General features: G+C 38.0%; 23 protein-coding genes. 6 read left to right on the forward strand and 17 right to left on the reverse strand.

What is annotated here, in order from left to right:
- Positions 1-29: 29 nt before the first annotated feature.
- The 3 genes from corA to Q5794_RS15225 all read left to right on the forward strand — a co-directional run bounded on the left by corA (position 30) and on the right by Q5794_RS15225 (position 3234).
- Positions 30-992 carry a magnesium/cobalt transporter CorA gene (gene corA / locus Q5794_RS15215; RefSeq protein WP_214986813.1) on the forward strand — a complete coding sequence of 321 codons (963 nt, stop codon included), beginning with the start codon at positions 30-32 and terminating at the stop codon, positions 990-992.
- A gap of 146 nt (positions 993-1138) precedes the next feature.
- Positions 1139-2416 (forward strand): polyamine aminopropyltransferase, encoded by a 1278-nt coding sequence (locus tag Q5794_RS15220; RefSeq protein WP_214986814.1) that lies wholly within the window; start codon positions 1139-1141, stop codon positions 2414-2416.
- A gap of 83 nt (positions 2417-2499) precedes the next feature.
- A complete protein-coding gene (locus Q5794_RS15225; protein WP_268588414.1) occupies positions 2500-3234 on the forward strand; it encodes a polysaccharide deacetylase family protein in 735 nt (244 codons plus the stop codon).
- Between the two features lie 28 nt (positions 3235-3262).
- Here Q5794_RS15225 and Q5794_RS15230 read toward each other — a convergent pair whose 3' ends face one another.
- The 7 genes from Q5794_RS15230 to Q5794_RS15260 all read right to left on the reverse strand — a co-directional run bounded on the left by Q5794_RS15230 (position 3263) and on the right by Q5794_RS15260 (position 11082).
- Entirely contained in the window at positions 3263-3934 is a 672-nt protein-coding gene (locus Q5794_RS15230; protein ID WP_013057585.1) for a DUF421 domain-containing protein, read from the reverse strand.
- A gap of 115 nt (positions 3935-4049) precedes the next feature.
- Positions 4050-4811: a D-alanyl-D-alanine carboxypeptidase family protein gene (locus Q5794_RS15235; RefSeq protein WP_374988129.1), complete on the reverse strand. Its 762-nt coding sequence runs from the start codon at positions 4809-4811 to the stop codon at positions 4050-4052.
- A gap of 162 nt (positions 4812-4973) precedes the next feature.
- Entirely contained in the window at positions 4974-6041 is a 1068-nt protein-coding gene (locus Q5794_RS15240; protein ID WP_374988130.1) for a TolB family protein, read from the reverse strand.
- 25 nt (positions 6042-6066) lie between these two features.
- Complete coding sequence (locus Q5794_RS15245; RefSeq protein WP_214986819.1) at positions 6067-7536, reverse strand: cell wall metabolism sensor histidine kinase WalK; 1470 nt, start codon at positions 7534-7536, stop codon at positions 6067-6069.
- Positions 7533-8225 carry a response regulator transcription factor gene (locus Q5794_RS15250; protein WP_374989223.1) on the reverse strand — a complete coding sequence of 231 codons (693 nt, stop codon included), beginning with the start codon at positions 8223-8225 and terminating at the stop codon, positions 7533-7535. Before Q5794_RS15250 ends, Q5794_RS15245 begins: the two co-directional genes overlap by 4 nt.
- A gap of 131 nt (positions 8226-8356) precedes the next feature.
- The gene (locus Q5794_RS15255; protein WP_374988131.1) at positions 8357-9877 is read right to left on the reverse strand and encodes an FAD-dependent monooxygenase; all 1521 of its coding nucleotides are present in this window, start codon (positions 9875-9877) and stop codon (positions 8357-8359) included.
- A gap of 29 nt (positions 9878-9906) precedes the next feature.
- The gene (locus tag Q5794_RS15260) at positions 9907-11082 is read right to left on the reverse strand and encodes a DUF3533 domain-containing protein (protein ID WP_214986821.1); all 1176 of its coding nucleotides are present in this window, start codon (positions 11080-11082) and stop codon (positions 9907-9909) included.
- A 197-nt stretch (positions 11083-11279) separates the two neighbouring features.
- Between Q5794_RS15260 and Q5794_RS15265 the strand changes: the two genes are divergently transcribed.
- Positions 11280-11888: a TetR/AcrR family transcriptional regulator gene (locus tag Q5794_RS15265; RefSeq protein ID WP_214986822.1), complete on the forward strand. Its 609-nt coding sequence runs from the start codon at positions 11280-11282 to the stop codon at positions 11886-11888.
- Positions 11889-11931: 43 nt separating this feature from the next.
- On the opposite strand, the gene odhB is transcribed toward Q5794_RS15265, so the two are convergent.
- The 7 genes from odhB to Q5794_RS15300 form a co-directional block, all read right to left on the reverse strand.
- The gene (gene odhB / locus Q5794_RS15270; RefSeq protein WP_192993947.1) at positions 11932-13227 is read right to left on the reverse strand and encodes a 2-oxoglutarate dehydrogenase complex dihydrolipoyllysine-residue succinyltransferase; all 1296 of its coding nucleotides are present in this window, start codon (positions 13225-13227) and stop codon (positions 11932-11934) included.
- 16 nt (positions 13228-13243) lie between these two features.
- On the reverse strand, positions 13244-16105 hold the full coding sequence (gene sucA, locus Q5794_RS15275; RefSeq protein ID WP_214986823.1) for a 2-oxoglutarate dehydrogenase E1 component: 2862 nt from the start codon (positions 16103-16105) through the stop codon (positions 13244-13246).
- Between the two features lie 364 nt (positions 16106-16469).
- Entirely contained in the window at positions 16470-16718 is a 249-nt protein-coding gene (locus Q5794_RS15280) for a hypothetical protein (protein WP_374988132.1), read from the reverse strand.
- Positions 16703-17056 carry a PadR family transcriptional regulator gene (locus Q5794_RS15285; RefSeq protein WP_374988133.1) on the reverse strand — a complete coding sequence of 118 codons (354 nt, stop codon included), beginning with the start codon at positions 17054-17056 and terminating at the stop codon, positions 16703-16705. The genes Q5794_RS15280 and Q5794_RS15285 overlap by 16 nt, the downstream gene beginning before the upstream one ends.
- 66 nt (positions 17057-17122) lie before the next feature.
- The gene (locus Q5794_RS15290) at positions 17123-18667 is read right to left on the reverse strand and encodes an MDR family MFS transporter (protein WP_057244592.1); all 1545 of its coding nucleotides are present in this window, start codon (positions 18665-18667) and stop codon (positions 17123-17125) included.
- Positions 18668-18805: 138 nt separating this feature from the next.
- Entirely contained in the window at positions 18806-19252 is a 447-nt protein-coding gene (locus tag Q5794_RS15295) for an OsmC family protein (RefSeq protein WP_214986825.1), read from the reverse strand.
- Between the two features lie 122 nt (positions 19253-19374).
- Positions 19375-20271, reverse strand: a complete 897-nt coding sequence (locus tag Q5794_RS15300) for an NAD-dependent epimerase/dehydratase family protein (RefSeq protein ID WP_025751263.1) — start codon at positions 20269-20271, stop codon at positions 19375-19377.
- A 165-nt stretch (positions 20272-20436) separates the two neighbouring features.
- Here Q5794_RS15300 and Q5794_RS15305 point away from each other — a divergent pair, with 165 nt between their 5' ends.
- Positions 20437-21657 carry a DUF418 domain-containing protein gene (locus tag Q5794_RS15305; RefSeq protein WP_374988134.1) on the forward strand — a complete coding sequence of 407 codons (1221 nt, stop codon included), beginning with the start codon at positions 20437-20439 and terminating at the stop codon, positions 21655-21657.
- Between the two features lie 41 nt (positions 21658-21698).
- Here the strand turns inward: Q5794_RS15305 and Q5794_RS15310 are convergent, their stop codons facing one another.
- The 3 genes from Q5794_RS15310 to Q5794_RS15320 form a co-directional block, all read right to left on the reverse strand.
- Positions 21699-22157 (reverse strand): hypothetical protein, encoded by a 459-nt coding sequence (locus Q5794_RS15310; protein ID WP_374988135.1) that lies wholly within the window; start codon positions 22155-22157, stop codon positions 21699-21701.
- Between the two features lie 324 nt (positions 22158-22481).
- Positions 22482-22772, reverse strand: a complete 291-nt coding sequence (locus Q5794_RS15315) for a hypothetical protein (protein ID WP_214986827.1) — start codon at positions 22770-22772, stop codon at positions 22482-22484.
- Between the two features lie 93 nt (positions 22773-22865).
- Complete coding sequence (locus Q5794_RS15320) at positions 22866-23354, reverse strand: GyrI-like domain-containing protein (RefSeq protein ID WP_374988136.1); 489 nt, start codon at positions 23352-23354, stop codon at positions 22866-22868.
- Between the two features lie 221 nt (positions 23355-23575).
- Here Q5794_RS15320 and Q5794_RS15325 point away from each other — a divergent pair, with 221 nt between their 5' ends.
- On the forward strand, positions 23576-23863 hold the full coding sequence (locus Q5794_RS15325; RefSeq protein WP_192993961.1) for a hypothetical protein: 288 nt from the start codon (positions 23576-23578) through the stop codon (positions 23861-23863).
- Positions 23864-23891 lie beyond the last annotated feature (28 nt).

Genomic DNA, 23891 nt, shown 5'->3' on the forward strand with positions numbered 1-23891 from the left:
TAGCTATAAAAACGCAAAGGAGTTTTCAAATGATACGAACGTTAGCTTTTACGAACGATCACAAACTCATAGAAAATATAAAATTAGATCAGGTTCACGATTCTTCTATTCAGTACTATTGGATTGACTTTAACTGCCCTTCTGAAGAAGAAGCGCTGCTGCTGCAATCCTCCTTTCGCTTTCATCCGTTAGCGATTGAAGATTGCTTTCATTTTCTGCAGCGTCCAAAACTTGATTATTATGAAGGATACAGTTTTTTTGTCCTTCATTCGTTAAATCGTCAAACGTTAGAAGCTGAAGAAGTTGACCTTTTTATCGGCGAAAACTATATCGTTACCTTTCACTTCCATCCATCGGCTGCAATTGATAAAGTATGGGAGAAATTACTTCATACGTCTTCAAGTCAGGAAAAAGGGGTAAACTATCTTGCGTATTCTGTGGTGGATAAAGTGGTAGATGAATATTTCCCCACTGTATATCAAATTGAAGATGAGCTTAATGACATAGAAAACATAGACGCTAAAAAATCCATCTCTGTTTTAATGGAAGATGTCTTCAAACTACGAAGTGATTTACTAAAAATCAGAAGAACCATTTTGCCTATGCGCGATTTATTGTACCGAGTTATAAATTCTGAACGCCTAGATGTCCACCCTGAACAAAAGAGATATTTTAAAGATGTCTATGACCACTTATTAAAATTAGCCGATATGATTGAATCGAATCGGGAAATGACGTCTGATATGCGCGATAATTATCTTTCTCTTAATTCAAACCGAATGAATTCAATTATGATGACACTGACCGTTATTTCATCTATCTTTATTCCGCTTACCTTTATCGTTGGTGTATACGGAATGAATTTTGAAAATATGCCTGAGTTAAAGTGGCACTATGGCTATTTCTTTGTGCTTGGCTTCATGGGATTGATAACGCTTGGTTTAATCCTATGGTTCAAGCGAAAAGGCTGGTTTAATGCTGATAAAGAATAAAGCACCTCTTAAGCAGAGGTGTTTTTCTACGTGATGATAACTAGTTATTTCCCGAAAATATCTATAAAATAACGTGCTTACGTTTCCCTTTTCTATAAAAATTTCATAAGATAGTGAAAATAATGCTCAGAAAGGAGGCTGAAGTAGTGGATATTAAAGGCGAACACTTGCTAATGGATGCATTCGAATGCGATGGAGTGATATTAAACGACCCCTCACTTTTAGAACGTTTTCTTATTGAAGCTGCACTAGATGCGGAAATGGAAGTTCTGCATTGTTATTTTCACCAGTTTACTCCCCAAGGCATTACAGGAATTCTCGTATTAGCTACCTCTCACTTGTCTATTCATACTTGGCCGGAAGAAAACTATGCTTCATTAGATTTTTATACGTGCGGGGACAAAGAAATTGTTGAAATTGGTTATACGTTACTGAGGAAATTGGCTTCGAAAAAAGCTGTCGTGTATTCGATTTCTCGAGGAATTCAAAACGCCGAAATTTCAATAAAAAATCGTCAGCATGCTGATAGCACTCGTCTTCACAATCGCGGAGATGACTCGGATCACGTTAGTCTACAACAGATCTTAGCCGGCAGGCATGATATTTTGTTTCATCAGAAAAACAGCATTCAAGATATCCAGCTGATTAAAGCACCTGATATTCGAATGTATTTGGATAAACAGCTGCAATTTAGTTCATTAGATGAACGTGCGTACCATGAAGCTCTTGTACACCCTATCTTTGCAGCTTCCTTACGTCCTCGCCGCATTCTTATTCTGGGCGGTGGAGATGGTTTGGCTTTACGAGAAGTCCTTAAATATAGAGAAGTTAAAGAAATAGACCTTGTAGAAATAGATGCTGACGTTGTAAATGCTGCGATGAATGTAGAAGAATTAAAGAAGTTAAATCAACGCTCATTTGAAGATTCTCGTGTCACCGTTCATATTCAAGATGCTGTTGACTACCTCTCTTTGAATTCAGCGTGTTATGATATTATCATTATCGACTTTCCTGATCCTACCAACAAAAAAATAAGTGCTCTTTATACAAAAGAATTTTACGCACTTCTCCAACGTTCACTATCGCGCAGCGGCTTGGTCGTGTGTCAGTCAAATTCTCCTAGAGACACCCCTATCGTTTTTTGGAGCATTCATAAGACGATGAAAGCTGCTCAGTTTTATACGTTGAGCTACCACACCATTATTCCCTCTTTCGGAGATTGGGGTTTTCACATCGGCTCGAAAACACCTTTGTCTGCCCCTATACTCTCTACTGATGTTTCAATTACTACGCTGCCATCAGACTTTACTAAGTTAATGCGTTTTTCTCCCCATTCTCTTTCTAAAAAACAGTTTGCGGTTATAAACTCTGCTGAGCACTTGGTTCTGCATAAAATCTTTAAAAAAGAAGGCTTATATTTGTAAAAAAGAAAGCTTGGCTTATACATTCCTTTTCTTTTGACATACTAAAACAGTCTCGTCACCACTGTGCAACAGAAAGGATTGTTATGAGAAAAATTTCGGTTTTTGTTATCTTAGTGCTAACTGTTATTTTCCCTTCCCCCGCTTTTAGCCAAGTGAAAGTGCCTGTCTTGATTTACCATTCTATTGATGCCTACACAGGCCACGGGGAAAAAGAACTGTATGTGACGCCTGAAAATTTTGAGAAACAACTTCTTTATCTTAAAAAACAAGGATATACGCCGCTAACATTTGAAAAATGGCAGGAACTAAAGCATGTGAAAAAACCTATATTTATTACATTTGACGATGGATATAAAAATAATCTTACTATCTTGCCTATTTTTCAAAGAGCAGCCAGCCCTCAATTTCATCCAGCGGCTACAATTTTTGTGATTTCAGATTTTATCGGCCGGCCCAACCGTTTGTCGCCAGCGGATTTAAAAAAATTTGTTGATTCAGGATTTTTTTCTATTCAGTCTCATACCGCTACTCATCCAGATTTAACTAAGACGAAAAATTTATCCTATGAGCTAGCTGATTCAAAACGAAAAATTGAAGCCATTACGAGCCAGCCCGTTATTGCTCTTGCTTACCCCTATGGAAAGGTCAATAGCCGCGTAGTGGAAGAAACAAAAAAGAATTATACATTTGGTCTTTCAACAATTCCAAAATTTTTCACTGAGAGCGGACAAAAGAATGAAAACTATCTTATTCCCCGTCTGTACGTCACGTATTCTATAACGATTGAAGATTTTGCTAAGCTATTAAAAGAAAGCTAAAAACCCTTTCCTTAAAAGGAAAGGGTTTTTAGAATTTTGTTATTTCCAGTCCTCGCTCTTGCTGCCATTCAGCATAAAAAACTTCGCTGTATTTTTTAATTTTCTTGATTGCAAGCTGTTTTTTTAACCATTTTTCATCTACGTTTGCTTCTTTCAAATTACCAGGCACTACTTTTCCATCCATGATTAAAGCAATAGGTAAATTGGTTTGAGAATAAGGGATATTTAAATCATTTTTCGTGGGAGGGCCGAATTCGTGTTTAGGAGCGACGCTCACCTCTCCATTTGTTTCTAAAATGACGTATTCTGCTTCATACAGTGAAAAATACCCTTGCTGTCTCATCAGATGCTGAAGCTGATTCAAGTCCAAGTTGTTTTTCTTAAGCTCTTTATAAAGGATTTTCCCTTTATAAATAATCATTGAAGGCTTTCCTTCAAGAATTCCTCTAAACCCTGTAAAGGTTTGAGATAGCTTTGTCACTGCGTAGATCAGAAGCCCCCAAATCAAAACGCTATAAAGAATTTCAGTTAACTCTACTCCTTTTTCAAGAGCTGCATCCCCCACAATATTTCCCAGGACAAGCGTTGTAATAAAGTCAAACGGAGTGATTTGAGCAAACTGCGTCTTACCTAAAAGCTTCAGCATAATAAATAGCGCTAAAAATCCACATATCAGTTCAATCGCAATATCTTTATACATTGATACCCTTCCTCTATAGCAAGCATGTTATAGTATCAGTTTGTATCATATGTGAGAGTGATAAACCTGACTTTTCATTTTTCTTTCCTTCGTTCTCCAATTATAGGACTTTTGATTAAGCTTTTTTCTTATTTGCATAGGTTTCTAACGTTGCATATTGATTAAAAATGGATGCGGCTGCTTTTTTCCCTACATATCTAAGGTGCCATGGTTCGTATTTATAGCCGGTAACCTGCTCTTCACCTTCAGGGTATCGAATAATAAATTCATATTGATACGCATTTTTTGAAAGCCAATGAGCCTCTGGTGTATCAGCGAAGCAGTCTGCTGCAGCACACATGCCACTTCCTCCCGTGACATCGATTGCTAGTCCCGTTTCGTGTTCACTTGTTCCAGGGTAGGCGCTATAGGTGCGTGCTTGTTCTTCACCGTCTCGCTTTGCGTAAAATGCAAAAAGCTCTTTTTGACGCTCGTGAGATCGATAACCGGATACACCAAGTAAGCTGATTCCCTCTTTTTCAGCATCTCGGAAAAGTTCTTCAAGTGCTTGTGCCGCAGGCTTTCTAAGCATTCGTTTTTCTGTTTTTTCGTTGAAGATAAACGGAACGTCGGCATAGACTAAATCGGAAGGCTGATAGGATTCAGGAAGCTGATGCTTTTTATTAACTAAAGCCGTAACCGATTCTGGATTCGCTATTACCACTGTTTCGTCTACATTAGATTTCGTTAAAGATGAAGAAGCTGATGAGCTTTCTAGTTTTTGAGCCTGTCCGTTTTTTGTGAATTCTCTGGCAGACTTTGATGAAGAATTGCTTGTTCCGCACCCTGCTATCATCAGCGTAAAAGCTAAAGAACAAATAAATAAAAAGTATTGCATGATGTCTTACTCCTTTCAAACGGCTTTTGATACGCTACAAAAGCCTATAAAGAAAGGATAAAATATAAATGTTTCTGTCTGTTATTCAGTTGTTTCAAACTTGTAAACACTCTTAAAAAAATTTAACGTGTAAAAAAAATAGAAATAGACTGCCTAAGCAGTCTATTTCAAAAAGATAATATACGTATGAACTTGATTTTGCGTAAAGCTCGATGCAACTAGTTTATTTCCTGATTGACTCCAAGCAAGCTGATCAGCGGCATAGTCTAAATTTACGTTTAAGTGTGTAACATCTCCTGTTAATCCATCTGCTATAAATATTCCTTTATCTCCTCCTTTTTCAGAAATAAAGTTATAAGCTAATTTCGAACCATCGGGAGACCAGCTTACGCCAAAAATTTGAGTGGATAGAGCAAGCTGAAAGGCCTCTGATCCTTTTAAGTCTGTGATAGACAGCGTTCGTGTTTGAGCATCTTTTTGCTGAACGAGCGCTAATTGCTTTCCGTTTGGAGACGGGATAATAGAAACCACATTATCTCGGATTTTTTCAGGGTCCGTCCGTTCGTTATGAAGAAAAAAAAGCTGGTTGTTTACACCAATATAATAAATGCCACCTATTCCTTTAACTGCATCTAAGATTCGATCGTCTCTGTGCAACAGAGGTTCTGCTTCTCCTTTTACATTTGCTTTAGAAAGCTTTCCTTCCATTGTAATAAACATTACTTCTGAATTATTAAGCCACTCTCCGCTTGATGGATAAAGAAGAACGTTCTTTATTTTAACTGTTTTTTTTGTTTGAAGGTTCATTATATAACCAAATGTATCTTCGCCTTTTGCTACTTTATAAAAAAGATATTCACCATTCGGAGAAAGCTTGGCCGCATGTTGAATTTCATTGCTTGGATGCAACACAAAAGTAGACTTGTTTTTTAGATTATAAGTAGCTAGATTCTGTGCATATACCTCTTTAGGACCGAAATCGTGCGAACGAAATTGTTTATTTTCTTTACTAACAATCATTGCGTTTTCGTTTAAAAATTGAAACGCCCTTACGCCGTTAATATCCTGAACGTCTTTCACTTCTATTTTTCCATCTTTATCTACTTGGTCCAATACAGTAATTTTCTTGTCGGGTTTTTCAACGGTTTCTCTATGGCTTTCTTCTTGTCCGCATGATGTTAAAATAAGAAAAGTGCTTGCTATACATATCATTAATCTATACCGTTTCAATAACGGTTCACTCCTTTTAGCTAACTCATTTCTCTGTTTTCAAAGGAAACGACACTTTGAAAATTGTCCATTTAGAATCAGAATGATGCAGCTTGATAACGCCTTTTTGCTTTTCAGTTAAATCTTTGGCTAATGCTAAGCCAAGGCCTGTACCTCCGGATAAACGCGACCGATCTTTATTTACGGTGAAAAATGGTTGAAATAATTTCTCTTCTGCTTCGGGTGGAATCCCTATCCCGGTGTTAGCTACATCTACAATAATAGAATTCTCTAAAGTGTAAGACGTTACTTCCACTTTTCCGCCTGGTTCATTATATTTAATAGCATTGTCAATTAAATTGATAAAAATGTGTATTAAGCTTTCACGATCAGCCCAAACAACTGCTTCTTTTATATTTGTATGAAGAGTCAAATCAAATTTAGCTGCTTTTCCTTTCATACGATCGCATATGTCTTCTAGAAGCCGCTTCAATTCAACTTGCTCTGGTCGCTGCTCGAAATCATATTTCTCAAGCGCTGAAAGTTTTAAGATTTTATCTACCATTTCATGAAGGCGATTTGTTTCTTTACAAATATTTTGCACGCCGTCTTCCATAAGCTGAGGATCATCTCGATACATATCAAGTAAGTCAACATAAGCTTTGATCGATGTTAAAGGCGTCTTAAATTCGTGGCTGATGTTACCGATAAACTGCTTTTGCTGCTGTTCGAGAGACTGCAGTTTCGAAATAGCAAACTCAAGCTTTCTTTTTTCTTCATTCATTTGATCGATATTTTTTTCAATCGACGTACTCATAAAAAACAAGCCTTGACTGAGCTCTCCAAGTTCATCGCGTCGTTTGAACGGCACATCAGTTAAATAATGGCCTTTTCGAATCTGCTGTGAAGTTTTTTGAAGCGTAGCGATGAGCGAAGCAATGCGGTAAAAATAAGCGTAGCCAATTAAAAAAGCTGCTGCTGCTGCAATCGTTCCTCCCATACGAAATAAGTGCCTAATGTCAGCTATAAACTGCTGATTATTTTTTAGGGAATGGTCAAAACGAATGGCTCCAATAAATTGATTATCGATTGACACAGGTGCAAAGTAAATAAGGGAAGAACCCGAGATTTGATAGGCTATTTTTCCTTTCAAAGCATAGCTAAGCGTATCAGAAACATCCACATCTTTTTGGCCGATGGGAATAGAGCTTCCTGCTTCCTGTCCTTTTTGATTATATAGGACTGTTTGCATTCCGCTTTGTGATGCAATCGAAGATGCAAGACGCTGTCCTTTTTGCTGAAGAAAAGAATCTGTATTCAGAGACGGGTCACCGGTTACATAACTTTGATGAATCGTTTGCTCGGCTGCTTTGCTTTTTTGAATAAGTTCACTTTCTAGCTGATCACGCTGATTTGTCTCAATTCCTTTTAACACAAGTACGCTCAGTACGGTTACTGTTAAAATAATTAAAAAAGCAAGAACGAGCCCCATCTTAGCTTTTAGGCTGATTTTCATTCATTGATCCCTGCTGTCGCTTTATATCCAACCCCATATACCGTTTGAAGCAAATAAGGCTCTGCTTCTCCTACTTTTTTTCGAAGACGCTGCATGTGAATGTCTACCGTACGTGTACCGCCTGCATAATCCATCCCCCAGACAAGATCTAGTAAATCTTCTCGTGTGTACACTCTCTCTAAATTGGCAAGTAATAAAGCAATAAGATCAAACTCCTTTGGTGTAAGCTTAACTAACTCATTGGCAACATGTAACGTGCGCTGAATTAAGTTCACCTTCACTTTTCCCACCGTGATTTCTCCCACAGCTTCAGGAGCTTCATTTTTTTCCATTCGCCGAACAAGTGCTTTAGCTCTAGCTACAAGTTCTCTTATGTCAAAAGGCTTGGTCATGTAATCATCTGCGCCTAACTCTAAGCCTAGAACTTTATCGACGATATCATTTTTAACCGTTAACAAGATAATCCCCATTCCTCTTCGATTCTCAAGTTTTCGGCATACTTCATAGCCGGTTAATTTCGGCATCATCACATCTAATATCATCACGTCAGGTTGAAAGCTTTTTACTTTTTCAAGTGCTTCTTCACCGTCGGATGCTGTGTCTACAATATATCCTTCGCGCTTGAAAGCATAAGATACCGCTGTAGCAATACTTTTTTCATCATCAACGACTAAAATCTTTTTATTCAATGTATCACGTACTTTCATTTGATATTTCTATTCGTCTATCTTATCAAACGGCTTTCCCAAAAACATCTCCAAGTTGTTTCGAAATTGTAAACAAAAATAAAAACACCACATAAGATGGCGTTTTTTTAGATCTAATATTCATTTGTAAAAGGAAGGATTTTATGCGTATTCAAATATTGATGAAGCAGATCTATACGCTGCTCGCTGCTAATAAAACCAATGTATCCGTCCGGTCTAATAACGTATAGAGCATCTTTTTGAAGCCCTGCTTTCTTCAAGTAAGGGTTCCAAGAAAACTCGTGCAAGGAGAAGTCTTTTTCTTGCATGCTCTTTTTTAGCTTCTCTGCTGCTGTTCCATAGACATGTATTTGCCAGTTTAAAGACTGTAAAGATTCAAAATTCCCTTCTACATAAGGTAATCGATCACCACTTTGCACATTTGTCCCTTGCCCGCTGCTTAGGTCACTATTTCGATACTTAATGCGGATTTGAGATAAAATCGTAAATGCTTTGTGACGGGGATAAGGGAAACGAAATAAAAAGGATAGTACAGGCGGAAAGATATGCTTTCTAAAAAATTGACTCGTTTTATCTCGTGCCACCATTCGCTTAAAAGCGCGATCAGTTGTATTTACAAGCAGCTCTGCAAAAGGCAACCTTTCTTCTTCGTATGTATCTAATATGGAAAGTGCCGCTTTGTGTTGAAGGACAGCTGCTAATTTCCATGAAAGGTTGATTGCATCTCCAATTCCTGTGTTCATTCCTTGTCCGCCTGCAGGACTATGAATATGGGCTGCATCTCCACTTAGAAAAATACGCCCCTGTCGGAAACGACTTGCTACTCTGTGATGGATATGATATGTCGAGAACCAATTTATACCCTCAACCTGAGCACCAAATGTTCGTTGAATAAAAGCGTGAATATTTTCAGGTTTTACATCGTTTTGATCTCCAAAAGCTGAAGGAATAATGCCGATCATTCGATACGTTCCTTTACTTCTAACAGGCATACAAATCAAAAATTCTTCATTGCTAAATGAAATACTGATTTTTTGATCCTTCATCACTTCACCAGAGCCGTGAACATCCATCACATAAAAATGCTGTTTATATTTTTCTCCTTTAAACTCTATCTTCATTTGCTTACGAACGGTACTGTGTGCTCCGTCACATCCACAAATATACTTAAAATAAGCGGTTTCCTCTTGCTGGGCGTTTAATAAAGTTTTTACCCCTTCTCCGTGTTCAGCTAGAGATAGTAACTCCGTCTTCCATTCTACTTCAATCCCAAGATTTTTTAATTTTTCAAGCAGAAACCGCTCGTGGTCGTCCTGTGGAAATGTAAGAACAAAAGGAAAAGGACTTAATCCTTCTCCTAAAGATCCTAGATGAACTTTTGCTTTTATTTTCTTCTTTACTCGGACGTACACATCTTCCATCTTAATCCCGCGGTCTATGACTTCATCTGCGAAACCGAACTGCTGATAAAATTCAAGGGTTCGCGGTACAATAGCCATTGCCCGGGAGGCTTGCCCAGGCCCGTTGCTTCTATCAATAATTCGAAAAGGAATGTTATGTCTTGCTAAATTGTAGGCCATAACGAGGCCAGTAGGGCCGGCACCAACGATTAGAATTTGTGGATTCATCATCATCTCTCCTTTTCATCCAGTTACAGTATCTTTTATATTAAGCGAGACTTCTCTTTTTTTACAGAAGATGCAGGTAAAGCAGAAGCAAACAGAGCACACAAATTTATTAAAGAGATAAGAGCTAGAGCAGATACAGAATGATTCCATGTCAGATGTTCCCCAAAGAAAAATAGTTCTCTTACGCCATCTACCATAAATCTCATTGGCAGCCATGGATAAATCCACTCTCTATAAAAATCAGGCATAATTTCTGGGGCCATTGAAAGCAAAGGTGCGCCAAAAAATAGAATAATAACGAAAATCGGAAGTCCCTTTAGTCCTAGCCATGAAAGTACGGCTGATATCAAGGTGAAAAAACTGAAGTAAGCAATAGCTAAGAATAGTGCTGTATCCAAAAATGAAGGAACGCTTATTCCAACTACTTCAGCCAGCCACGCTAGCCCGAAACCTGCAGCTAAAGCAAGTATAACCCCGATGATTACGAACTCTACTTGGTTAACGATTTTCTCTTTACGAGAAGAAAACGTGATTTTTTGAATGCTGAGGAAGACAATTGCGGCACCAGCTATACTCGCCATCCACAGCGGCTGAAATAATGAAACGGGGGCATTTCCGTTGACACTATGATTCCCTGTTTCGTTTACGTTTATCACTGTCTTTTGAATCGGTGCAGCGAGTGCTAATGCTTGGTTTGCACTTAGTTGCGTTCCGTTTTGTTCAAATCTTTTCACTAGCTGCAAGCGCATATTTTCATTCATCTTATCGACTGCCCCGTTTAGCACCTGACTTGCTAGTGTTGAAGCAGCTGTATTCATTCCTTGATTCACTAATAATCTAATAGCGGGTGCATCAGGCTGAGCCGTCTGAAGAGTCACCTGTTTTTTGGTGAAATCTTTTGGAATGATAAGCGCCCCATAGTACTTTTGATTATTTAACCCTTTTTCAACTTCTTTAGTATTTGAGACAAAAATCCATTTAACTAAAGATTGTTCAGTACTTGCCCGCTTCATATTTTGTTTTATTTGATCTCCTATATTTACCTTACCCTTTGCTGGAACTGTCATTCCTTCGTCAGCATTTACGAATACGATTGGCAAATTCTTAGGTGCTTGGCTTACTGAAGGAATTAAGGTTAGAATAAAGATAAAAATAACAGCTACTACTATAATTGGTGAAAAATATATAAGCTTTTGATTACCTAATTTCATATAGATCTCCCCTTTTTGTTTTAAGGATATACACGTTAAGGAAAAGATAATGTACATGATGTTGATTAATGATCACTATGTAAATTATAATGAATTTACCTGTATTCTCAATATGCAATAATAGCGGGAATGTCGATTACTTAACACAAAGCATATAACTGTTCATTATTAAAGAAAAAAGTAGGTGTTTAAAAGCTGTGGGGAATTCAAAAACAGATCGCAGAATTATTCGAACGAAAAGATTTATCCGAGATGCTTTGACAGAACTAATGGAAGAGAAAGGGTTTGAAGGCGTAACGGTCAGAGATCTAACACAAAAAGCGGATATTAATCGCGGAACTTTTTATTTACACTACCAAGATAAATACGATTTGCTTGAAAAAAGCGAAAATGAAGTTATTCAAGAAGTAAAAGAATTTATCAAAAAGGCAAATCCCAATGAGATTGTGTCTGCTAATTTAAAAGAACAGCCTTTGCCGTTTATTATTACACTTTTTGAATATATTCAAGAAAATGCACGTTTTATGCAGGTTATGCTTGGTCCAAAAGGCAACCCTGGCTTTCATCTTAAAATTAAAGAAGTTATGAAAACCAATATGCTCGAAAAATTAGAGCTCATTGATAATAAAACGCCTCCGCTTGTTCCACTTGAACATTTAATGTCTTACGTAACGTCAGCACATCTTGGAGTTATTCAGAACTGGTTAGAACAAGGTATGAAGCAGTCACCGCGAGAAATGGCTTTGACACTCGCGAGCATGACTTTTTTGGGTCCTGCTTATGTTGCAGGCATTAAGCGAACATAAAAAAGAACCTGCTATTCTCTAAGAAAATAGCAGGTTCTTTTTATTAACCTTCTAGTAATAAAGATTCTGGATCTTCTAATAGTTCCTTAACAGTAGCTAGGAAGCTTACGGCTTCTTTGCCGTCAACGATACGGTGATCGTAAGAAAGTGCAATGTACATCATCGGACGATTTTCGATACGCTCTTCATCAATTGCTACCGGACGAAGCTGAACTTTGTGCATTCCTAAAATACCAACTTGAGGCCCGTTTAAAATTGGTGTAGACATTAATGAACCGAATACGCCGCCGTTTGTAATTGTGAACGTTCCACCTTGTAAATCTTTTAATGCTAATTTGTTGTCGCGCGCTTTTTTCGCTAAATCAACGATAGATCCTTCGATACCAGCGAATGTTTTGCGGTCAGCATCACGTACAACTGGCACAACAAGACCGTCTGGAGCTGACACAGCAATACCGATATCATAGAATTTTTTAATTAATAACTCGTTTCCTTGAATTTCAGCATTTAATAATGGATACTTTTTAAGTGCTGCTACTACTGCTTTTGTAAAGAATGACATAAAGCCAAGTCTTACGTCGTGCTGTTCAAAGAATTTGTCTTTGCGTCGTTTGCGAAGAGCCATAACAGCGGTCATGTCTACTTCGTTAAACGTTGTTAGCATAGCCGCTGTTTGCTGAACTTCAACAAGACGTTTGGCAATTGTTTGACGACGACGTGACATACGTTCGCGTTCAACAGGTTTGTCGCTATTTTCACTTGCTGCTGGAGACGGAGATACCGGGTTAGCTGGCTTACTTGCTTGTGCCTGCTGCTTTTGCTCATTTGATTTTTGGTCTGCATACGAATCAATATCATGTTTGCGCACACGGCCAAGAGGATCAGTAGTTGGCACTTGATCTAGCTTAATCCCGCGTTCTCTTGCTGCTTTGCGAGCTGCAGGAGAAGCAATTAGCCATTGTTTTTGATTTCCTTGCTGAGGCGCTTCAGCTGCTGGCGCTACTTCTTCAACAGTTTTTTGCTGAGCTGGAGCCGCTTCTTGCTTTGGTGCTTCCTCTGCTGGTTTTTCTTCAGCTTTTGGTGCTGCTGGTGCTGAAGATCCTTCTTTCGCTTCAAGACGTGCAATTGTTTCACCAACTTGCACTGTGTCGCCTTCGCCAGCAAGAAGTTCCGTTAACACACCAGAGTCTTCAGCTGTAATTTCAACGTTAACTTTATCTGTTTCAAGTTCAACGATATAATCGCCTTTTTCAACGAAATCTCCTACTTGTTTTAGCCACTGTGCAACTGTTCCTTCAGAAATTGATTCTGCTAATTCCGGTACTTTAATCTCTCCCATGGTTCATTCCCCTTCCTTATCGTGTAACAACGTCGTTAGCAATTTCATTTTTAGTTAATGCATCTTGTAAAATACGTTCTTGTTCTTGTCTGTGAACTGTTGGATCTCCTTCAGCTGGACTTGAGCGTCTTGTGCGGCCGATGTAGTCAACCGTAGCTCCTTCTGGTGCTACTTCACGCAGTCGATCTTCTACATAGTTCCATGCGCCCATGTTTTCCGGCTCTTCTTGTAACCAGACAATCTCTTTTAAATTTTTATAGCGAGCAAAGATTTCAGCAATTACGCGTCTTGGGAACGGATAAATTTGTTCTAGACGAAGGACGTGTAGCCAATCTTTATCATCTTCTGCTTTGTTTAAGCGTTCCGTTAATTCACTGCTGATTTTTCCGCTGCACAGAACGATTCGTTCAACTGCATCTTCTTTTTTGCCTAATCCAGGCTGTTCTACTACTAAGCGGAAAGATCCTTTTGTAAACTCTTCAAGGTTTGACACACTAAAAGCATTACGAAGCAAACTTTTTGGTGTCATAACTACTAGCGGTCTTACTTCTTCGCGCTGTAAAATGGCAGCTTGTCGTCGAAGTAAGTGGAAATATTGTGCAGCGCTTGTTACGTTTGCGATTGTCCAGTTGTTTTCTCCAGCTAGCTGTAAATAACGTTCTAGACGAGCGCTTGAGTGTTCTGGCCCTTGACCTTCATGGCCGTGTGGCAGCAATAAGACCATTCCAGATTTTTGTCCCCACTTAGCACGGCCTGCTGCAATAAACTGGTCAATAATAACTTGACCGGCATTGGCAAAATCACCGAACTGTGCTTCCCAAAGAACAAGCGTTTCAGGAGCAAATACATTATAGCCGTATTCAAATCCAAGAACGGATCCTTCTGATAATGGACTGTTACGAATATCAAAGGAAGCGCTTACGTTCTTCATTGCGTGTAGTGGTGAGTAAACATCCCCTGTCTTATGATCATGAAGAACAAGATGTCTATGTGCAAACGTACCACGTTCAGAGTCCTGGCCTGTAATACGAATTGGCGTGCCGTCTCTTAAAATCGTAGCAAATGCAAATGCTTCACCCAATGACCAATCTACGCTTTCATTTTCTTCAAACGCTTTGGCACGTTTAGATAAGATGCGATCAAGTTTTGGAAATACGTTAAATCCTTCAGGGTATTTCACTAGCTCTTGATTCACTTCAAACAGCTCTTCTTTTGTAACAGATGTATCAATATCTGAAATTCCTTTGAAGACTGCTTGTGGCATTTCCATAATTCTATGTTGCTTTTCAGCTTTTGGCGGTACTTTCTCATAAGCTGCTTTTAACTTCGCTTGTAACTCTTCATTAATTTGATCTGCTTGGCCGTTTTGAATCACGTTTTGTTCTTCAAGCTGCTTTGCATACATAGCACGAACGGTTGGACGTTTTGTCACAATTTCATACATCTTCGGCTGCGTTACAGACGGTTCATCCATTTCATTGTGGCCAAATCGACGGTATCCAATTAAATCAATCAAGAAATCTTTGTTAAAGCGTCTGCGATACTCATAAGCAAAGTAAGCAGCAGCTAAACAGGCTTCCGGATCATCCGCATTTACGTGAACAATTGGAATTTCAAACCCTTTTGCTAAGTCACTTGCATATTTCGTTGAACGAGAATCGACGCTTTCTGTTGTAAATCCAATCATGTTGTTAGCAATAATGTGGATCGTTCCACCTGTTTGATAACCAGTCAATTGATTTAAGTTCAGCGTTTCTTGTACAATACCTTCACCAGGGAACGCAGCATCTCCGTGAATTAAAATCGCGAACGATTTTTTTACATCTTGTTTTGGGTATCCATTCACATCACGCTCATCTTGAGCCGCTCTTGTAAACCCTTCCACAACCGGATTAACAAACTCTAAGTGACTAGGGTTGCTAGCCAATGTCAAACGAGCTCGAACTGTGTTCTCTGCTTTAATTTGTTTGTCGGCACCCAGGTGATATTTTACGTCTCCCGTCCAGCCGTAGTTGATACCGATTGAACCTTCTGAAGGAACTAATTCCTTGTTAGGTGCATGCTGGAATTCTGCAAAAATCATTTCATACGGCTTGCCTAATACGTGTGCCAATACATTTAAGCGTCCACGATGAGCCATACCGATATTAACCGTTTTTGGGCTTGTTTCCACTGAGCGTGCAATCAGTTCATCTACAAGTGGAATTAACATATCTACCCCTTCAATAGAAAAGCGTTTTTGTCCGACAAATGTACGGTGTAAAAATTGTTCAAAGCCTTCTACTTCTGTTAAACGCTTTAATACAGAAGTTCTTTTCTCATTTGAAAGAGGTTGGAAAATAGCACCCGACTCGACCATATCAGTCAGCCACTTATTCTCTTCCATGTTATGTACGTGATGGAATTCAAACGCAATGGTTTTTGTGTAGACATCTGTTAAATAGTTAATTGCGTCTAAACCATTTTTGACGTGTGATGGCGCATTCGTACATAAAATATCAACCGGAATTGATTTCAAATCTTCTTGCGTTAAATTGTAATCTTCCAAGTGAAGCAAGACAGGATCTTTCTTCTCGCTTTCAAGAGGCTTAATTGATGCGTATAGATGACCATAAGCACGGATGTTTTCCGCTAGCTTAATAGCCGATGCAATTTTAGATGTGTTAGCTGAAGGTGCAGCCTGTGCGTATTCAGCTTGCTGAACTTGCTCACTTTCGTTTAATGGAGGAGCACCCCAATAATCAAATAATTCTTTCAACTCTGGATCTACTAGATCTGACTGCTCTTCATATAGCTCATACTGTTCTAATACATAGCCATAGTTCGGACCCAAAAATCCTTGCCAAGGCTCCCCTCTATTCGACGTTTCGTTACCCATGATAAAACCCCCAACGAGTTATAATAATTGTCGTACTCAACAATCTTTCCATTTTGAATGTCGATTACCTTATCGTCTGACATCTTTACAACGAGTGATAAATCTCACTGCGTGTGTATCTGATATCTGCTTATATTTTACCACTCTTTTACTCGTCAATCAAAATGAAATCGCTATATTTCTTTAATTTTTTTTACTTTTTTAATAGTCTTACTAATTTTTGAAAGCGTTTTATAAGTAAAGCTGATTAAAGGTCGAATCAGGTGTTAATTAATTGTTATTGACCTAGCTTTTGGCAAAATTAAATTGCTTGAAATATATTTTATGACCATAAAAAAAAAGAAGCAGCGTTTTGCTTCTTTTTTTAAAACTCATCTACGATTTTTTCAACGTCTTCAAAATAACCATCATCTACTTCTGTAAGCTTGCTGCTTTTCGCCGCTTCGAGTAAATGAGTGAACCAAGTTAGTTCTACTTTCAAATGCATAATCGTGCGCATAATGATCGACAGATTTGCAATGGAATGATCCACCTTTTTAACTTGGTACAAATTTTGCATTTTTTCTAAATAAGCAGCCGTTTCCTCAATCTTTTTTTCTAAAGCAGAAGCCACTTTTTTTGATCGACGTAAGAAGTAAATGAAAGAGCAGCATAAACTGGTCTATGCATATGCTCTTTTTTTAATAGCTGTTCAAAATAAAGGCGCTCAAATTCTTCTTTTCCTGCATCCGTGATGGAATAAACGGTCTTTTCAGGTCTGTTCGTCTCTCGAATCACATCGACTACTTTCACCAACTGATCTTTTTCAAGCGTATCAAAGGCATAATATAAAGAGCCGCTTGCAAGTTTAATATAGTGCTTCATTTGTCTTTCATTAATGGTTTGCTGAATTTCATAAGGGTGCTTATTTCCTTCCATTAATAAACCCAATATGACTAATTTAACACTCATAACACCTTTCACCTCTTGACATGCATCTTATTTAGCAAAAAAAGCACGAACATCTTCGTGCTTTTTCTATTTTTGAGCTGCAGGTTCCTTAGCTTCTACCCGCTTTTTAGGGGGAACTTCCACTCGTTCATTTCCCATTAAAAAGACAGTAATGATAGCTACTGCAATTGGAATAAGAGCAAGCATAAATGCATACGTGATCGATGTAGACATAGCATCAACAATCTTATCTAATATTTGAGGCGGAATGCTGTTTCGGGCACTTGATTGAAAAACTGCACTCGGATCTCCTATTTGAGAAAATGCTCCTTGTGATCCATTTCCCATACCTTGAAAATTGCGCTGCAGCTCATTTGTAAATGTATTGCTTTGAATCGTTCCAAAAATCGTAACTCCCAGCGTCATTCCTAAAGAACGCGCAAATGAGTTCGTTGAGTTGGCAGAACCTCTAAACTGTGGATCCAGCTTATGCGTTGACGAAGTTGGTAAAAGAGAAAAGCTAAATCCTACGCCAAACCCAGTCAAAATCATGAATACTGTTAGCATCCAACGAGGTGTATCAGGTTCCATTGTTCCTAATAAAAACATTCCTACTGCAAATGAAAAAACGGACATAATCATTAAGTTTCGAAAGCTTGTTTTTGTGAGAAAAATCCCGCCGATAGCACTTCCTGCTACCGAGCCTAACATCATAGGAGTTAAAATTAAACCTGCATTTGTAGCAGAACCTCCATAGACAGCTTGAACGAAAATAGGAATAAATACCGTTAAAATAATAAACGTTGCTCCATATAAGAAAGCGAGAATTTGTGATGTTGCAAATAAACGGCGTTTGAACATCCAAAATGAAATAATCGGCTCTTGCGCGCGTTTTTCCACAAAAAAGAAGAGTGATAGCGCCACAGCAAAGATAGCAAAAAGAGATAAAATTTGCGGAGAAGACCAATCGTACTCTTTCCCTCCAAGTTCAAGAGCAAACATTAAACTGACTACTGAAATTACAAGAGTGGCTGCACCAGCCCAGTCAATTTTTTGTTTTTTATGACTTGTTGATTCTTTATAAAAGCGAACAATAAAAAATAACGATAAAAGCCCAATCGGCACGTTCACATAAAACACCCAGTGCCAGCTGATGTATTCCGTAATGTATGCACCAAGAAGCGGACCAAATACGCTTGCTGAGCCAAAAACGGCACCTAATAATCCCGTCATTTTCCCGCGTTTTTCGGGAGGGAAAATATCAAATACAATGGTAAAAGCAATCGGAAGCAGCGCTCCTCCTCCAATTCCTTGAATCGCCCGGTAAATACTTAGCTGCACAATGCTTTGCGCTAGGCCACACAATGCAGATCCAAGTAAAAATACCGTCAATCCAAAAATAAAAAACCGTTTACGGCCGTACATATCAGACAGTTTACCAAATATCGGCATACCTGCCATCACGGCAACCATATAGGCGGACGTAACCCAAACAAACTTATCTAACCCGCCTAGATCAGAAATGATTTTCCCCATAGCCGTCGCTACGATGGTATTATCCATGGCTGACATAAAAATACCGAGCAGCAATCCTGCTACGATAAAACGAATATTTTTTTCTGATGAAACCATTTCAGTTCCTCCTTTCGCGTCATCTTTTTGATGAACAGAAATGATAGCTACTTAAATTATTATATTCAAATTTGAGTATTTTACAATCTTAAATGTGCTTTTTTTAGAAATAAACATAAGAAAAGCGTAATGGGTCCATTACGCTTTTACTGTGAGCTGAGGCTCTAATTCAATCTCAACATTTCCTTGAATGGCTCTTGAAATCATACAGGATGTTTCTGCTTTTTTTATAAGTCGATTGATTTTTTCTTCTTGAGCCTCAAATTCAGACGTGATGATAACATGAGGTTTATGAATAATTTTTTCGTATGTGAATACACCATTCGTCACGTCCACAATAGCTTCTGATTCCATCGTTAAAGCCTCCTGACGGATTCCGCTTCTTTCGAACATCGCTGCAAGCGTGATGATGTAGCAAGTGGCTGCTGCCCCTAGCAGCATTTCATCTGGATTTGTTCCCACCCCTGGCCCGTCCATTTCTGGTGGAATAGAAATTTTTGTTTTTAATTGTCCTGATTCAATTGTACCTACTTCATTTCGGCCTCCTGGCCAATTTGCTTGCAAATGAAAGTGATGTTTTGCCATAGTTTATCCTTCTTCCTTCTATATAATGATGTGTACCTAGCGTACCCTTTTTATGTATAAAATAAAAATGTTCTGCTTGTCACAGCAAAAAGACTGCTAAACGATGCAGTCTTTGTTGTTTCTTAACTTAAAGGTACTTTCTTTTCGCTTTCAACGAAGGCTTTGATTAATGATGGCAGCCAGTCCTGCAGGTTTGTAAATGAATATCCCCAAAAGCTAGCCTTTTCATTGCTCATCGTCCAAGAATGATCTACTCCGTAAGGAGAACTATTTTCATCTGTTAAACGAGAGGTTGTTTTTGCTGTTTTATTCGCTGCTTGTTCAATATATGAAAATAAATTTTTGAGTGAAATAGTACCATTTGAACAAGCGTTAATCGGTCCTTTTAGCTTCTGTTCTGCACACCAGACTAAAAATTCACCGGCTTCTTCCTGTGAAATGAAGTTCATTTCTGCTTCAATAGCCGGTACACCAATTTCTTCTTCATGCATAATTTTTTCTACGTGAAAACGTAAGCGATCCGTATAATCATCTTTTCCCATTACAATCGGAAAACGGACAGCCGTTACTGAAAACGGTGCTTTTTGAAAAAATACCGCTTCAGCTTGGCGTTTTCCTTCTTGGTAGGAAATATTTTCACGACGTGTATATGAAATAGGATACTTGTACGGATCAAAATCTTCTTCATAACACGTTTTTTCTAAAGAACCGTATACTGAAAGAGTCGAGGTGAGTACATAGTGACTCGTACTATGACGAAAAGCTTCAACAGCCACAGCTGCGCCGTGTGAAGAATAGCATATTTGATCGAAGATAACATCCCATTTCCTTCCTCGTGTTGTTTCGATTACAGAATCTTTTTCTACACGATCAAGAAAAATCCGCTCAACTCGGTCGCCGAAATCATCTGGTGTTTTACCTCGCGTTGCTAACGTAACCTTAACTCCTTTAGAGAGCAATGTCTGGACTAAATTTTTTCCAAAAAAACGAGTTCCACCTAACACAAGTGCTGTTTTCATCCTTTTCTCCACCTTTCGTATTTGATATGAATAACCATACCATTATTATCCAACTTTTTTATTCATAAAGCTATGAATCTTTCCGCTTATTTTTTTATATTCCCACCTATTTTTTCGCCACTGTCGTGTTAAGATGTACATATCTAACAAAAAGGAGCGACAGTGATGAATCCTTTTCCACTTCCCCTTAACGAACGCCTTGTTGTTCTTGATATTATTAGAGGCATTGCTTTGCTAGGTATTTTCTTAGTAAATATCCCTGCTTTTGCTTCGCCGATATTTATTTTTCAGCTGTACGATATTCCTTATGAATATAAAGGAATCGATGCTTGTATTGATTTATTCCTGCTGCTGTTTGTTCAAGGAAAGTTTTTTACGATTTTTTCTTTTTTATTTGGACTTGGATGCGGAATCTTTTTGCATAGAGCTGAAGAAAAGCATTACTTTGCCGCTGCTTTATGGTCAAGAAGAATGGCTTCTTTGCTATTAATCGGGTTTTTTCATCTTGTCTTTTTCTGGTATGGAGACATTTTGCATGTGTATGCTGTCGGCGGTTTTTTAATGTTGTTTTTTTATAATCGAAAAACCAAGACAATTTTGCTGTGGGCAATAGGCTTGCTATTCTTTTTTTATCTTTTGGCTTGCATGCAGTTTTTTACTCCGCCACACGTCTTGCAGGAGACTCAGCGGGAGTATAAAGTTTTACATGAACATGCCTTAACTCAATATTTATCCACCTACAGGCAAGCAGACTATTTATCTTGGCTGCTTTATCGTTTGAATGTTGAAGTGGTGCCTATGCTATTAAATCTACCGTTTTCTATCTTTCCCGTATTTTCTATGTTTTTATTTGGCTTATATACTGCTAAAAAAGGATTAGTACATAATATCGAACAAAATCGTTCTTTTTTTAAGAAAATTCAGTTAATAACAGGCACAGCAGGTTTTACTTTAACTATCATTCTCGCTATCTTAAAGCTAGAAATTTTAAAATACGGACTCTATCAGCAGGCGGCCATTCACCTTTTTACAAGTTTGAGCGGCATTTTTCTATGTTTTTTTTATCTTACCACCTTACTGTTATTCCTGCAATTTTCTCCTTACGCTTCGATGCTGGGTCTTTTTAAGTATAGTGGAACAATGGCATTAACAACTTACCTTAGCCAAACTTTAATTTGCCTGTGGATAGTTCGAGCTTTTGGTTTGTACGGAACTCTTACCTTAACAGAAAGCACGATTATTTGTCTCATTATATATACACTCCAGCTTTTTTTAAATAAGTGGTGGCTTTATTATTTCTATTACGGTCCGTGTGAATGGTTATGGCGGAGCTTTACATACCGATCTTTCCCGCCTCTCAGACGGAATAGAAAAGCTTCAGCTTAACAGCAAATCGGCCTTCAAGTTTGAAAGCCGATTTGTCTCTTTTACTGCAAAGGCGGTATGGTTATTCGTTTAATTCCATTTGTCTCAAACTCTCGTATATACTCCATTTCTCGATGGGAAATTTGCATAAAAATTTCATTTTTTATTTCTTTAATGGGTCCTATTTGTTCTATCACATCTCGTTTAGCCATGCGATAGGCTAGCGCTTCCCAAAACACTTCGTTATCGTATTCTCCAATAATATCTTGAAGAGAATCTTCATGTTCTTCTGTAAACATAACCTCACTGTTTAGCGTGTGAAAAGGTCCTTTTTCAAGGAAAGGCTCTGCGTGAGAAAACATTTGTTTTTCTACATCCGTATATTCTTGTGCATGCTCATCTTCCACTCCAGAACATGCTGTGACCATCCAGTTACCTAAATAAATTAAATCAAGTAGTTGAAAAAAGTGCGTTTCAGATAGTTGAAGTTCAATTTCGTTTTTTACAGGAGCTTTTGACATAAGCGCGGATCTCTCCTTTAATTTTGAGGGTAGTTGCTACTAAATAAAATAGCTAAAAGGGTTAGTATGCAGGCTAACAGGAAAACTGAAGAAATGGCTTCACCTCTTTTCTGTAGTGTAAAAATAGAGGTATTGACATCCAAAGAAGTGAATACGAAGGGTGTAAACTTATCATAATCGAAATAAAGACAAGATACAAGACTTTTTCACTAAATTTTCTGACTATTTTCGTCATAAATACCTATTGTTGTTTTGTTTATACTAGAAAGGTCCGAAAATTGTGTGCGGAGCTGCTCAAAATAAAAAAGCGCTGAACCAGGCGCTTTAACGGTGTAAAAAAATAGATAAACCAATAAAAAAAGCAGCTAAAATAAAATCAAAAATCCATTGCCACTTCTCACGTTTTAACAATACGTGCTCTACCCCTGATAACAGCGAACTTATACTAACCAAAACAAAAATAAAGCTTAATTGGTTAAACGAAAATTTAGTGACAAAATTTGATATAAGTATGACTGCTACGGTGATGAACAGTGCCATTTGACTTATAAGTACCCATTTAATTCTCTGTTTATATCCGTCTTTTAAAGCTTGTAATAAATCGTTGCTGATCACTCTCGCTAAACCCCTTTTGTATTCCTATCGTCAAAAGTAAGAACGCAGCAAAAAACGATTCTCTGCATCTTAACTACTTAGCAAAACTAGCTATTAAATTGAAACATAAATATCAACTTGACTGTACTCAGGATCAATACAGCGTTCATCATATAATTCAAAATCTATTTTATAGGCACGATGATTTTTTTTAGCCCACTCGCGAATATAAGCCCAAGCCTCTACGACTACCTGTCTAGCTGGCCCAACAGTTGTTGTAAACACCATGTATTCACCTTCTGGGATGATGAACTCTCTCATATCATCTTTCAGTTCGCCGCCGAGTAAAACTTCATATCCGAGAGCAAATGTAAAATCCATTTTTTGATTGTATTCAAATTCTGTATAAAGAGCAAATGTATTACCATTTACTTTATTGGCGATTTTATTAGCTAACTGTTGTTTATAAAAAGTCTGCCAGTGCTCGGGAATAAGACCTGTGCCCGTTTCTTCCACAGGTTCATCTGTTCGAATAGGCACTCCTACAACAGTAAATTCATTTACCTTGACTACTTTTTGACTTACAACTAAGTCAGTCAACATATTGAGCCCCCTTAATTCTTCTTTTTCTGTAGTTACAATGAGGGAAATACTTCTTAATATGCATTTTATTTGTATTCAAAGAAAACGTCAACCTTTTATGCAAATCCCTTAACGAAGGGGCTGAAGATCATTCTTCTAAGCTATAAAAAAACGATTCTATTTTCTTTGTACACATCATACGTATAAGATACCCCTAATTTACAATAGAGTGAGGTAAAAAAATGAAGATCATTGAACTTGCCGAATTCATTAAAACAAGTAAAAAAACAACTAAACTTGCTCTTTCCTCTTCTACAGTACAGTATACATTAGAAACAGATGATTTGAAAATTGAATTAAAAACAGGCGGCACGAATAAGCGAATCGTGTTTTTTCGCATCTTCTTAAAAGGAACATACAAGGATTGGATTTGTTATCACCGGAACGACCATCATATTTACGAATTGTATCAAAATATTTCTTTATCCCCTCAACTGCAAAAGCAGCTTTTGTACGCTATTGCATCATAAAAGAGCTGGCTTAGTTAGCCAGCTCTTT

Source organism: Priestia megaterium (assembly GCF_041941685.1).
Taxonomy (GTDB): Bacteria; Bacillota; Bacilli; order Bacillales; family Bacillaceae_H; genus Priestia; species Priestia megaterium_C.